Raw genomic sequence first — 13,368 nt, 5'->3', positions numbered from 1 at the left:
CGGCCCGGCCGTCGTGCGCCCCCGGTCGGCCACCACTGCCTCGCCCGGCTCTCCCGCGCGCAGGGCGCCGCCGTGCGTGATCCCGGCATCCGGAAGCTCCTGGACAGGGTCCGGTGGGACCTGACCGTCAAGGCCATGAGGCTCACATTGACGCCGTTCGGGTGGTTCCGCATGCCGAGCGGTAGCCCGGGGCGGGGCGGGCGTGCAGAGCTGGGGATCGGCGCGGAGATGCCGAACAGGGGCTCGCGCGTCGGCCTTCGCGCCGGTCGGGCCGAGCGGGGCGCACAGCGGGTGGAGGAGCAGGCCACGGAACCCGGTCAAGACGGGTGCGAACGAGACCCGCGGGCCGTGCCGGGCGGAGACCGCCCGGACGGTGTGGCGCACCGGCATCGTGGTGTCGGCCGCCTCGACCGGCCCCTCGGCGGCGACCGAGACCGCGAACTGTCCGGCGGCGTGTTCGAGCCGGGCGAGCGGGACGGACCTCACCCGGGTGAGTCCGGCGTGGTCGACCCGGCCGAACACCACCCCGTCGATTCCGGCGTCGGCGAGCTGGCCTCCGGCCGTGTGCGGTGCGTTCCCGGGCCGCTGCGGGAGGACGGCTGGGCGTCGGGCCGGATGAGCGGGGGAAGAACACTGGGAGGGATCGGTCTACGAGTGCCGTTGCGGAGGGCCCATGCGACGGGACGGACGAATGGCGAACTCCCTGCTCGCAGCGCTGAGCCGGGACTGGATCGGGGTGCCGGTCGCGCTGGTGGTGGCAGGAGCGGGCGGCGGCCTCCTCACGACGGGCGCGGCCTGGGCGGTGACGCTCGGTGGCCTGGCGCTGGCTGTCGGGGTGCTGCTGGCGGCGGGAGCCGTTCGGCACCTCGTGCTGGTGGCCCGGGAGGCGCGGGTGAATCCACCGCCGGGGCGGTTGGTGGACGTGGGCGGTCACCGGATGCACGTCCTCGCCGAGGGGCGGGCCGGAGGTGCGCCGACGGTGGTCTGGATGCCCGGCGGGCACGCCCCCGGCGAGGACTTCCGGGAGCTGCACACGATGCTGTCCGCCCGGACCCGGTCGGTGCTGGTCGACCGCCTCGGGACGGGCCGGAGCGACGTCGGGCCCTTCCCGCGGACGACGGCGGCCGAGGCGGAGGAGCTGCCGGCGGCGCTGGAGGCGGCGGGGGAGCGGGCACCCTTCGTGTTCGTCGGCCATTCCTTCGGCGGGCTGCTGGTCGCGAACGTGGCCAGGCGCCGACCGGACCTGGTGGCCGGCCTCGTGCTGCTGGATCCGACGCCTCTGGAAGTCATCGCCTTCGCGCCGCCCAACGGGCAGCTCGCGGCGATGCGCCGAGGCTTCCTGCTGACGGCGGTGCGGCAGCTGTTCGGTGCGCACCGGAGCCCCGGCGCCCGGGCCGGGCAGGGCTGCGCCGCCGCGTCGATCTTCGCGGAGCTGTCGCCGTCCGGGCTGGCGAGGGTGGGCTGGGACACCGTGGTGTACGACGGGGATCTCGGGGACCTGCCGCTGGTGCTGGTGATACCGCGGGATCTCATCGGCGGCGAGGCGGTGCTGGCCGACGCCCGGGACGCGGTCGAGGCCGAGCGGATCAGCGGCTTCTACCTCCGCAGCAGAGTCCGCTACCTGGCGGCGTCGACGGCGTCGAGGCTGGTGCACACGCCGGAGGGGACCGGCCACGACTTCCCGCACGAGGCGCCGGAGTTCGTGGTCGGCGTGGTCGGGGACCTCGTGCGGGAGCTGCGTGTGATCAGCCCATGACCGTTCGGGCGGCGTCCGTCCGGACCGGGCGCCGGCGGGAGAAGGCGCCCAGGTCGATCACGTTGCCGGTGTGCTCGCCGCGGTAGTGGACCGGGTCGCCGTCGTGGTCGTGACCGGCCTCGACGCGGTCGATCAGGGTGGCGAGGAAGCGGCCCACCAGCGGGGCGTTCTTGAACTGGTTGCCGCTGGTGCCGATCGCGACGTAGTAGCCGTCGAGGGCGGTGCGGTCGTAGATCGGGGTCCAGTCGTCGGCGACGTCGTACACGCCCGCCGCGCCGAGGGGCCGGTTGGGGACCCGCAGCGCCGGGAACCGGCGAGCCGCCCGGGTCACCTGGGTGCGGAAGCGGCGGGCGGTGGGGCGGGGATCGGCCTCGTCCGGATCCTCGATCCACTCGTGCGGGTCGCACTCCGGCTCGGTCCCGCCGACCAGGAGGTGCCCGCCGGGGGCCGTGCGGACGTAGGTGCCGAGGTCGAGGTCGGCGACCAGGGGGAACGGGTCGGCGGTCCGGACGTCCGGTGCGGCGACCTGGTGGACCTCCTCGCGCAGCGGACGCACACCGATCGTGAAGTCCTCCCCGACCCCCGCCAGCCGGTTGAGGCCGCCGGACCACGGGCCGGCGGCGTTGACCACGACCGGTGCGCCGATCCGCGTGCCGTCGGCCAGGCGGATGCCCGTCACCCGGTCCGCGTGCCGGTCGACGGCCACCACGGTGTGGTGGAGGAGGAACCGGGCGCCCAGCTCGGCCGCGGCGTCGGCGAGGTTCTGGGCGGCGAGCTGCGGGTCGTCGACGTACCCGGCGTCCGGCGTGACCAGGGCACCGAGCTCGCCGGACGGGTCGGCGAAGAAGGCGTCGTCGTCCACCGGCTTCGGCGGCCAGTACCGCCCGGGATCGATCCCGGGAAGGCGCCTGCGCAGCGTCGGGGCGTCCCACCGCTCGTACGGGACGCCGGCGCGCTCGAACAGGGCGGCGGTCTCGGACGGCGCGACCTCGGGGGAGTCGAGCAGCACGGCACCGGTGCGGTGGAAGGCGGCGAGCGGGCGGCGGCCGGTCGGCCGCAGGTGGTCGGGCCAGGACGTCCAGAAGTGCTGCGCCTCCCAGGCGGTGGCGACGCTCGCGAAGGTGGAGTAGTTGAAGCGGATGATCGCACTGGAGGCGCTGGTGGAACCGTGGCCGACGGCGCCCGCCTTGTCCACGACGACCACCTGCCGCCCGGCGCGCGCGAGTTCGAGGGCGACGGCCGCGCCGATCACCCCGGCTCCGACGACCACGGCGTCCGGTCGAACGACGGTCATGACGGCCCCTCCCCGGGCGGTGGCGTGCGCAGGCTCGGCACGGCGGCGAACAGCGTCCGAGTGTACGGGTGTTGCGGGGTGTGCAGGACGGTTCCGGTGGGACCGGTCTCGACGATCCGGCCGTGCCGCATGACCGCCACCGCGTCGGAGACGTGACAGACCGCCGGCAGGTTGTGGCCGATGAACAGCATGGACAGCCCCAGCCGCAGCTGGAGTTCCCGGATCGTGTTGAGGACGGAGGCCTGCACCGAGACGTCGAGTGCCGAGGTGATCTCGTCGGCGATCAGCAGACCGGGTTCGACGGCCAGAGCGCGGGCGACGGCGACCCGCTGGCGCTGTCCGCCGGACAGTTGCCGTGGCAGCCGGTCGGCGAGTCGAGGGTCCAGGCCGACGAGGCCGAGCAGTTCGGCGACGCGCTCGGTACGGGCGGGCCGGTCGAGCCGGCGGAAGACGGTGGCCGCTTCGACGAGCGTCCGGCGGACCGTCATCCGCGGGTCGAGCGCCGTGTCCGGGTCCTGGAGGACGATCTGGACCTGGCGGCCGAGCCGGCGACGGCCGCGGACGGTGCGGGTGCGGGCCTCCCGGCCGTCGAGCAGGACCCGGCCGGCGTGCACGGGGGTGAGGCCGACGATCGCGCGGGCCAGGCTCGACTTGCCGGAGCCGGACTCGCCCACGAGACCGAGCGTGGTACCGGACGGGACCTCCAGCGAGACGCCGTCCACGGCGGTGACCGGGCCGCGCGGGCCGGGGTGGCGGACGACGAGGCCGGTCACCTGAAGGCCGGTCATGACGCGGTCACCGTCTCCGGGTCCGCCGCCACCGGTACCGGGTACCAGCAGGCGACGCGGTGGTTCGCGTCGAGGTCGTCCAGCGGCGGGGTCTGTTCGGCGCACTGTTCCCGGCGGCGCGGGCAGCGGGGCTCGAACGGGCACCCCGGTGCGGGTGCGAGCGGGTCGGGCGGTGTGCCCTCGACCGTGAGCAGCGGCCGGTCGCGGTCGGCGGTGAGGTCCGGAACCGAGGCGATCAGGGCCCGGGTGTAGGGGTGCCGGGCGCCGTCGGTGAGGCGGTCGGCGGGCAGGGCCTCGACGATGGTGCCCGCGTACATCACCAGGACGCGTTCGCAGAACTCCCCGACGAGTGCGACGTCGTGGCTGATGAACAGGATCGCGGCGCGGGTGTCCCGCCGGATCTCGGACAGCAGCCCGGTGATCTGCCGCTGCACGGTGACGTCGAGCGCGGTGGTCGGCTCGTCGGCGATGATCAGGCCCGGCCGTACCATCAGCCCGGCGGCGATCATCACGCGCTGGCGCTGACCCCCGGAGAGCTGGTGCGGGCGGGAGCGCAGCAGCGCCGGAGGGAGTGCGACCCGGCGCAGTGCGTCGGCGGCCTCCGCGGCGGCCCGGGCGCGGCTCGCGCCCCGATGGGCCCGGACGGTCTCGGTGAGCTGGGTGGAGATCCGCAGGGACGGGTTGAGCGCCGAGGCCGGGTTCTGGAAGATCACCGCCAGGCCCGTCGCGAGGTGCCGGTCCCGTTCCTTCGGGGGCAGGGCGGCGAGGTCGGCCCCGAGCAGGCGCAGGGTGCGCCGGGGCGCCCGGGCACCGTACGGCAGCAGGTCGGCGATGGCGAGCGCGGTGAGCGACTTGCCCGACCCCGACTCGCCGACGAGCCCGACGATCTCGCCCGGCCGCAGCGCGAGGCCGACTCCGCGCACCGGCCGGATCACGCCGTCAGGAGTGGGGAGTTCGACGTGGAGGTCCTCGACCTGGAGGACCAGGCCGTCCTCGGCGGGCCCGCTCGGGGCGGGTGCCGGCGCGGGCGTGCGCGGCGTCGCGCCGCGCCGGGCGGCGCTCCCGGCCAGGACCTCGCCGAGCAGTTGGAAGGTCAGGGCCGCGTAGAGGATGGCCAGACCGGGTGCGAGGGCGGGCAGGGGCTCGGCGTAGACGCGGTCGAGTCCCTGGTTGAGCAGCTGCCCCCAGTCGTAGCCGGGCGGTTGGACGCCCAGGCCGAGGAAGCTCAGCCCGGAGAGCGCGACCAGGGCGGTGCCCGCCGCGGTGGTGGTGCCCAGGAGCAGTGGCTCGGCGATGTTGGGCAGGACGTGCCGCCACAGCAGCCGCAGGCGGCGCAGTCCGAGGACCCGGGCCGCGGCCAGGTGGTCGGTGCCCGCCACCGCGGCGGCGAGGGTCTGGGCGAGCCGGGCGAATCCGGGGACGCCCGCGGCCGCGAGGGCCAGCATCGCCCCGGCGGCGCCCGCGCCGAACACGACCGCGAGGAACATCGCGACCAGGAGCGCCGGGAAGGCGAGCAGGAGGTTGATCAGCCCGCCGGTCAGCCGGCGGGCGCGCCTGCCGAGCACGGCGGTGGAGGCTCCGAGGAGGACTCCCGTGCCGGCGCCGAGCAGGACCGCCGCCAGCGCGAGCAGCAGGGAGGGCCGGGTGGCGGTCAGGACCCGGGCGAGCACGTCCCGGCCGAGGTTGTCGGTGCCGAACGGGTGTCCCGCGGAGGGCCCCTGGAGTACCGCCGAGGGGTCCGGGCGGTCGGCCGCCGCTCCCCAGACCAGCGGGCCGACCAGCGCGAGCACGACGACCGAGGCCAGCATGACCGCGGTGGCCCAGGCCATGGGCGAGCGCCGGAGGCCGGACGGAAGGTTCATGGTCACATCTCCCGGATCGCCGAACGGGGGTCGAGCACGGCGAGCAGCACGTCGACCAGGAGGCCGGCGAGCAGCACGGTGGTGCCCAGCACCAGCACCATCGCCTGGACCACCGGGTAGTCCTGGGCGGCCACGGACTGCGCCATGGCGGAGCCGATGCCGGGCCAGGCGAAGACCTTCTCGACCAGCACGGTGCCGGCGATCAGGGCGGGCAGCAGGCTCCCGGCGACGGTGAGCGCGGCGGTGGCCGTGTTCGGTGCCGCGTGCCGCAGGTAGTACCGCGCGGGGGACAGCCGCTTGCTCCGGGCGGTGCGCAGGTAGTCCTCGTCCAGTACTTTCAGCGCCTCCACGCGGACGATGCGCACCAGGACGGCGGTGGGCGCGAGGGAGAGGGCGAGGACCGGCAGGACGAACGACTCGACACCCGCCGCACCGGCCACCGGAAGGAGTTGGAGGCCGACGGCCAGCAGCGCGGTGAGTCCGGCGGCCAGGACGAAGTCCGGCACCCCGGCCAGGCCGGCGGTGACGGCGGTGAACGTCAGCTCGGTGCGAGGGCGGCGGCCGTCGCGGGTGCGGACGGCGGCGAGCAGGCCGCCGGGCAGGGCGACGGCGAGGGTGACCAGGAAGGCGAGCCCGGCGATCTCCAGGGTGGCCGGCAGCCGGGTGCGGACCAGCTCCGCGACCGGTGTCCCGGTGGTCAGCGAGGTGCCGAGGTCGCCGTGGAGGAGGCCGCCGAGGTAGTGCCGGTACTGGGACAGGAACGGCGTGTCGAGCCCGAGGCCGTGTCTGCGGGCGGCCACCAGGTCGGGGGCGGCGTCGACGCCGAGCGCGGCGCGGACGGGGTCGCCGGGGACGAGGCGGATCATCGCGAACGACGCGGTGAGCACGACCGCGAGGGAGAGGATCAGCCGGACGGTGCGGCGGCCGAGGAACACGGTCCACGGGTGCCGCAGCAGTCGGGGTACGGACACGGTGGGCCCCCGGTCACTGGTGGAGGCGGATGCTGGTGGGGACGAGCTGGCCGCCGAAGGTGGTGGTGAAGGTGGTGCGGTAGCCGTACACGCCACTTCGGCCGTCGGCGATCGGCAGGGCGTCGGCCGCGCGGAAGAGCGCGGCGGCGGCCCGGTTCCAGGTGCCGCAGCCCGTGGTGTCGGTCTCCCGGAGGGCCTGGGTGACCAGGGCGTCGTACTCGGGGTTGCGCACGCCCGCGAAGTTGAGGCCCTGGGCGGGGGTGGGGCCGGAGAAGAAGGGGATGAAGCCGACCGGGAGCGCGAACCCCGGGGTACTGCCGACCACCACGTCGAAGTCGGCGCTCTCGTACATGGCGTTGACGAGGGCGGGCAGGCTCTCGGTGACCAGGTCGACCTGCGCACCGAGCGTCGTCCACTGCCGGGCCATCAGCTCGGCGACGGAGGAGAGGGTCGGGCCGAGGTCGGGGCTGGTGATCAGGCGGAGTCGGAGCGTCCGGCCGTCCTTGGTCAGCGGGCCACCGGGGGAGCGGGTCCAGCCGGCCGCCTGCAGGGCCTCGGCGCCGTCCTGGGCGGGCAGGTTGGCGTCGGCGAGGTCGGCGTGGCAGACGGCGCCCTCGGCGCCGAAGTCGGTGGCGGGGCTGCCGGTGCCGCCGACGGCGACGTTGGCGAGCCCCCGACGGTCGAGGGCGGAGACCAGGGCGCGGCGCAGCGCAGGGTCGGCGAGGGCCCGGCCGGGGCGCTGGTTGAAGAAGGTCAGCCCGACCACGGTCGCCACGTCGGTGGCGGCCAGGCCGTGGCCGGTGAGCCGGGCGCGGTCCGGCCCGTTCACGTTCGCGATCTCGACGCCCCCGGTGAGCAGCAGGTTCGCCGCGGTGGAGGCCTGGGGAACGACCGAGACGACGATGCGCGCGGGGAGGCCGGACGCCGCGGTGGTCGCCCCGGCGGGGCCCCAGGAGTATCCGTCGCGGACGGTGAACTCGTAGGGCCCGCCGGGGGTGTAGCGGGTCAGCACGTAGGGGCCGGTGCCCTGGGTGGCGCGGTCCAGCGTCCGGGGCCGGTCGAGCCCGGCGGGGCAGACGATCGGCAGCAGGCCGATGCTGCGGGTGAGAAAGGGGAAGGGGGCGGCGGTGGTCGCCGACACCGTGCCGGTCCCGTCGTCGGCGCTCGCGGTGAACGGCACGTTCGGCAGGACGGTCCGGGCGCCGGCGAGCTGGTTGGCCGGGTCGTTCGCGTAGGTGAGCGCCCGGGCCACCGCCGAGGCGGTGAGGGGGGTGCCGTCGGAGCAGGTGACGTCCGGGCGCAGGGTGAAGGTGGCCGTGGTGGTCGTGGCCTGCCAGGACGAGGCCAGACCGGTGACCAGGGTGCCGTCGGGGGCGAGGTTGACCAGGGAGTCGTAGGCGTAGCGGGCCTGAGCAGCGCCGAAGGTGGAGTACGGGTCGAAGCTGGGGGTCTCGCTGGCCGCCGCGATCCGGACGGTCCCGCGGTCCACGAGGGGGGTGGTCGTCGAGGACTCGGCGCCGCCGCACCCGCTCAGCGCGACGGCCGCGGCGGTCAGGGTGGCCGCCAGGGCGACCGACGGTGAACGACGGGGCATGGCGTCATGGTGCCACCGGGGATTGGCGATGGCGATTCAACTGGACCGTGGCAAAGGTGTGTTCGAGTGACCCGGTCCGCCTCTCGCCTGGACGGGAGCGGTGGGCGTCGGGCGCGGGAGAGCCGGGGCGGTGATCCTGATTCACTCTTTCGGGGGGTGTTGTGGGCTGTCCGTCCCCGCCCGGGTGACCTGGCCGTCCGTCATCGCCACACTGTGTCGACATGACGACGAACGAGCCGGGTCGCGAGGTCGGTCACCTGGCCGACCGCTACTGGGAGTTCCTGTTGGAGCGGGAGCCGTTGCTGCGGGTCCGTCAGGGGCTCCCGGTCGACACGCTGCCGGGAGCGTCGCTCACCGAGGCCGAGGAGCGGCAGCGGTTCGCGGCAGACGTGCTGTCGCGGGTCCGGGCGCTCGACGAAGCGGAGCTGCCCGGTGCCGATGCCGACACCGCGGCCGTCCTCGTGGCGCTGGCGGAACAGGAGCTGCGGGCCCATCGGTGGTACTGGCTGACGCCCTCCGCCACGCCGTACCGGCTCTTCCCGCTCTCGCTGTACGTCGATGTCGTCCTGAGCGCCTTCCGCTTCGCCGAACGGTCCGACAGCGACCGCTACTTGGCGCTGGTGCGGGACCTCGCGCGCGTGGTCGGCTCGATCGGCGACAAGGTGGTCGGACAGGCCGCGCTCGGCTTCCGGGTGCCGGCGCCGGCCCTGGCCGGAGTGCGGGCCACCATCGAGGACCTGCGGTCCTCCGCCGTGCGCCGGGTCGCGGTGGCGGACGACCGGCTCGACGGGCTGGGACCGGCCGAGCGCGGCCGCCTCCGCGACGGTGTGCAGGGGCTGGTGGAGGCCGAGTTGGCGCCGGCCTTCGACAGGCTGCTCGGGTGCGTCGACGACCCGGCGTACCCGGGAGGGGCGCCGCAGGGCGTCGGGTGGGCGCAGTACGAGGGTGGCGGGGAAGCGTACCGGGACTTCGTCCGGACCCACACCGGGAGCGACACCGAGCCCGAGCGGCTGCACGAGCTCGGCCGCGACCAGTGCCGAGAGCTGGCGGAGCGGATGCGGGAGGCGCGCGCGGCCCTCGGCTTCCACGGCCCCGAGGCCGAGTTCCACGCACGGCTCCGGACCGAGCCCCGGTTGTACGCCCGGACTCCCGAGGAGGTCGAGGCCCGCTTCCGCGGCCACCTCGACCGGCTGGAGCCACGGCTGCCGCAGTGGTTCGCCACCCTGCCGGCCGCGCCGTACGGGCTGGCCCGGTTGGACCCGGCACTGGAGCCGGGGATGACCTTCGGGTACTACGAGGCTCCGACCGCGGCCAGTGCGGTCGGGCGCTACCGCTACAACGGCTCGGACCTGGACCGGCGGTCCCTGATCGGCTCGGCCTCGCTGATCTACCACGAGCTGGCGCCCGGGCACCACTTCCACCTGGCCCGGCAGGCGGAGAACACCGCCCTGCCGCTGGTGCGCCGCGAGGCGGCGGAGTTCGGCGCGTTCAACGAGGGCTGGGCCGAGTACGCGGCGGGGCTCGGCTGGGAGATGGGCCTCTACGAGGACCCGTGGGACGCGTACGGGCGCCTCGCGCAGGAGCGGTTCACCGCGCAGCGGCTCGTCGTCGACACCGGGCTCAACCTCGGGACGATGGACCTGGCGCAGGCGCGGGACTTCATGCGCGCCAACTCCACGGAGGAGGACGGCCAGATCGCTTCGGACCTGCTGCGGTACTCGACGGACCTGCCGGGGCAGGCGCTCTCCTACCGCGCGGGGTACCTGGAGTTCGTCCGGCTGCGGGAGGGGGCCGAGGCCGGCCGGGGTGCCGGGTTCGACGTGCGGGCCTTCCACGAGGCGGTGCTGGGAGGGGGCGCGCTGCCGTTCTCCGCCCTGCGCCGGCGGGTGGCGCGGGAATTCGGAAGTCATGGCTGATCGCTAAATAATATTATCCGTCAAATTAATGGGCATGCGTACCACGATTCGTCGCGGTTGGTGGTTCGGATTGCACTCGCACGAGTGAATCCCGTTGAGAACGTTTGGTTTTGGCGAGTCTGGCTCGACTACGGTGACGGAGGATCGGGCGGTGGACCCCATCGGCGAGGAATTCGGTTCGGCGGGAAATCCGCGACGGAACCGGTCATCCGGCGAGAGGGGTGCTTCCGTCCGTCCTGCTGTGCACGCTCCGGAGTCCGAAGCGCTCGGGGTCCCGTGTCAACCGTCTGCGTAGAGAGGTTGGAACACCATGCCGCCCGTAGTTCCGCCGTTCCTGATCGGTCTCGTCGTCGCGCCGCTGGCCAAGCGCCTTCTCAAGCCACTGGTGCGCGGCGTCGTCAAGACGTCCGTCGGCATCGTCATGGAGGTGAAGAAGGCCGCCCACGAGGCCGGTGAGAACATCCACGACCTCGCGGCCGAGGTGGCCGCCGACATGGTGGCGGCGCAGGCCGTCTCCGGTGACGGCCACCGAGCCGTCGAGCACGATGCACCGATCGAGGGGAAGACCGAGGTGATCGACCCGGCCGAGGCCGAGACGAGGGCCCCGAAGATCCGTGCGACGGCCGCTGCCGGAAAGGCGCACTGACGCACCGGCACGCTTCGACCCGCCGCCTGGGCGCACACCGCGACCGACTTCGCGACCTGTGTCCACGCGGTGGCCGGCCGTGGGCGTTCCGGCCGTACCACCCGCCCCCTTCAGATTCCCACTCCGTCGCAGTGCTCCGTCGTGCCCGATGACGGATCGCCCGTGACCTCCGCAAACAGGTGATCGTACACATGCCATCTCTGCTGGGTGCCGCAGCCGGATTCCGCTCCGTGGATCCGGACGCGAGCCCGCGCTCGGTCATTCCGGGCCGCCAGCGCTGGGACGTCAAGCTGGTCCTCGGACGGCCCCGGACGGCCGAAGTCCTCGCAGCGGCCCTGCGTCGCGTCCCCGGGATCACCGAGGCACAGGCGAACCCGATCACCGGTGGGGTCCTCGTCCGGCACGAACCGCAGCTGCGCGCCGCGGATGTCGGCCGGATCATCCGCAGGGTGGTCGCCCGGGTCGCGGCGGGTCCGGTCCGGACCGGACCTCCGGTGGCGGCCCGGCCCGCCGTCGAACCGGGGACGCGTCCGGACCGCGCTCCCGTCCTGCGCCCCGTCCTCGCCGTGGGCGGCGGGGTGGCGGCCGGCATCGCACTGATCCGCGGGTCGGCGCTGAGCAGGCAGCTGGTGGCACTCGGTGGGGTCGCGGCCGCGACCGCGGCCGTCGTCCGGAAGGCCTGGCGCAGGACGGTCGGGACGACCCGGGACCTGTCCGGGACCGGAGCCGCACGCCACCCCCTGCTGGAGATCGTCGGACCGCACCGGAAGCGGTTCTACCGCGCCACCGCGCTGTCGGTGGCCTGCCAGGTCTCGGAGATGGCGCTGGGCACCTTCCTCGGCTGGACGGGACTCGTACTCATCAAGGGCGAGGCCGCACCGCTCGTCCGCCTCGGCCTGACCACCGCGTCCGCCCAACTCTGGGGACTGGCCGGGCTGGTGGCGGCCGCCTGCGCCGCCGTGGCGGGCCTCTCGTACGCCTCGAACCTCCAGTGGCGCGGGCTCGGCGAGGACATCGAGCACGACTGGCGCAGCCGGACGTACGCCCACGTGCAGCACCTCGAACTGCGCCACCTGGAAGGCGAGCGGACCAGTCGGGTCGCCGGTGCGCTCACCGGGGACGTCGGTCAGTTGGGCACGTTCTTCGCCACCTCGGCCAACGACGTGCTGCACCTGGGGACCAGCCTGCTGATCCTGGTGCCGATGTTCCTGCTGATGGCGCCGCAGATCGCCTGGATCGCCTTCCTGCCCATCCCCGTCATCGCCTGGCTGTCGCTCCACTACCAGGACAAGGTCGCGGCCGATTACGCCGTCTCCGGCGAGAACCGGGCCAGGCTGCACAGCCAGCTGGTGAACTCGCTGGAGGCCGGCGCCACCGTCAAGAGCTTCTGCACGGAGGACTACGAGGCCGAACGCATCGACGGCTTGAGCGAGGCGGTTCAGGAGAGCAACCAGCAGACCGCCCGGAGCACGATCCGCCACGCCGAGACGGTCCGGGCCTGCACGACCGCCTCCATGGCCGGCACCCTGCTGGTCGGCGGCCGCTCGGTGCTCAACGGAACGCTGCGCTTCGAGGTGTTCAGCCCGTTGATCGGTCTGCCCCAGATGGTGCTGTTCCGGATGAACCGGCTCGGCGGCATCGTCGACCAGTACCAGCGCACCCTCGCCGCCTACGACCGGGTCCAGCGGTTGCGGGCCCTGCCCGTCGAGGCCGAAGGTGCCGGCGGACCGCTCGACGTCGAGAAGGTCCAGGGCGAGATCGTCCTCGACGGGGTGACCTTCGCCTACCCGGGTCGGCCGCCGGCACTGGAGGACCTCTCGCTGACGATTGCCGCCGGGCGGACCACCGCCCTCGTCGGCGCCACCGGCTCCGGCAAGACGACGGTCGCCAAGCTGCTGATGCGTTTCCAGGACGCGGAATCCGGCAGCGTGCTGCTCGACGGGCGGGACGTGCGCGACCTGCCCCGGCACGATCTGCGCCACGCGATCGGGTTCGTCGCCCAGGATCCGTTCCTCTTCGACGGCAGCATCGCCGACAACATCCGCTACGGCTGCTTCGAGGCCTCGGACGAGGCCGTCACCGAGGCGGCCACGATGGCCGAGGCCCACACCTTCATCGCGACGCTGCCGGACGGCTACGACACGGTGATCGGCGAACGCGGCGCCGCCCTCTCGGGCGGCCAGCGGCAGCGGATCGCCCTGGCACGGGCGATCCTCAAGGACGCGCCGGTCGTGATCCTGGACGAGGCCACCTCCGCCGTGGACAACGAGACCGAGGCCGCCATCCAGCGCACGCTCCGCGGCCTCGCGGCCGACCGGACGATGGTCATCATCGCCCACCGGCTCTCCACCGTCCGTCACGCCGACCGGATCTACGTCATGGACAAGGGCGGTGTCGTCGCGGAACAGGGAACCCACGACGAACTCCTCGCCCGGCACGGACTCTACGCATCCCTCTGGCAGCTCCAGGCCGGCGAACTCGCCGCCTGACCGCAGAGAGCCGCACCGCCCGCCGACCGTGTGACGCCACCACGGTCGGCGT

General features: G+C 74.0%; 9 protein-coding genes. 4 read left to right on the top strand and 5 right to left on the bottom strand.

Annotated elements, in window-relative coordinates; translation table 11 throughout:
* Positions 1–691: 691 nt before the first annotated feature.
* Complete coding sequence (locus ACGFSC_RS24620) at positions 692–1,756, top strand: alpha/beta hydrolase (RefSeq protein ID WP_359901285.1); 1,065 nt, start codon at positions 692–694, stop codon at positions 1,754–1,756.
* Here the strand turns inward: ACGFSC_RS24620 and ACGFSC_RS24615 are convergent.
* From ACGFSC_RS24615 to ACGFSC_RS24595, 5 genes are read right to left on the bottom strand one after another with little or no spacing between them, the layout of a single operon-like run.
* Positions 1,746–3,050 (bottom strand): FAD-dependent oxidoreductase, encoded by a 1,305-nt coding sequence (locus ACGFSC_RS24615; RefSeq protein WP_359901287.1) that lies wholly within the window; start codon positions 3,048–3,050, stop codon positions 1,746–1,748. The two genes, ACGFSC_RS24620 and ACGFSC_RS24615, sit on opposite strands and share 11 nt — an antisense overlap.
* On the bottom strand, positions 3,047–3,838 hold the full coding sequence (locus tag ACGFSC_RS24610) for an ATP-binding cassette domain-containing protein (protein WP_359901290.1): 792 nt from the start codon (positions 3,836–3,838) through the stop codon (positions 3,047–3,049). The genes ACGFSC_RS24615 and ACGFSC_RS24610 overlap by 4 nt, the downstream gene beginning before the upstream one ends.
* On the bottom strand, positions 3,835–5,700 hold the full coding sequence (locus ACGFSC_RS24605) for a dipeptide/oligopeptide/nickel ABC transporter permease/ATP-binding protein (protein ID WP_359901293.1): 1,866 nt from the start codon (positions 5,698–5,700) through the stop codon (positions 3,835–3,837). The genes ACGFSC_RS24610 and ACGFSC_RS24605 overlap by 4 nt, the downstream gene beginning before the upstream one ends.
* A 2-nt stretch (positions 5,701–5,702) precedes the next feature.
* Positions 5,703–6,671 (bottom strand): ABC transporter permease, encoded by a 969-nt coding sequence (locus ACGFSC_RS24600; protein WP_359901295.1) that lies wholly within the window; start codon positions 6,669–6,671, stop codon positions 5,703–5,705.
* 13 nt (positions 6,672–6,684) lie between these two features.
* Positions 6,685–8,265, bottom strand: a complete 1,581-nt coding sequence (locus ACGFSC_RS24595) for an ABC transporter substrate-binding protein (RefSeq protein ID WP_359901298.1) — start codon at positions 8,263–8,265, stop codon at positions 6,685–6,687.
* A gap of 221 nt (positions 8,266–8,486) precedes the next feature.
* On the opposite strand from ACGFSC_RS24595, the gene ACGFSC_RS24590 reads away from it, so the two are divergent.
* The 3 genes from ACGFSC_RS24590 (at position 8,487) to ACGFSC_RS24580 (ending at position 13,316) form a co-directional block, all read left to right on the top strand.
* The gene (locus ACGFSC_RS24590) at positions 8,487–10,181 is read left to right on the top strand and encodes a DUF885 domain-containing protein (RefSeq protein WP_359901300.1); all 1,695 of its coding nucleotides are present in this window, start codon (positions 8,487–8,489) and stop codon (positions 10,179–10,181) included.
* Positions 10,182–10,491: 310 nt separating this feature from the next.
* Complete coding sequence (locus ACGFSC_RS24585) at positions 10,492–10,827, top strand: DUF5132 domain-containing protein (RefSeq protein ID WP_359901302.1); 336 nt, start codon at positions 10,492–10,494, stop codon at positions 10,825–10,827.
* A gap of 191 nt (positions 10,828–11,018) precedes the next feature.
* Complete coding sequence (locus tag ACGFSC_RS24580; protein ID WP_359901305.1) at positions 11,019–13,316, top strand: ATP-binding cassette domain-containing protein; 2,298 nt, start codon at positions 11,019–11,021, stop codon at positions 13,314–13,316.
* The last annotated feature ends 52 nt before the right edge of the window (positions 13,317–13,368 follow it).

Source organism: Kitasatospora sp. NPDC048715, assembly GCF_043198905.1.
Taxonomy (GTDB): domain Bacteria; phylum Actinomycetota; class Actinomycetes; order Streptomycetales; family Streptomycetaceae; genus Kitasatospora; species Kitasatospora lactacystinica.
Note: the sequence above shows the minus strand (reverse complement) of the source record. Positions and strands in the feature narration are given on the sequence as shown.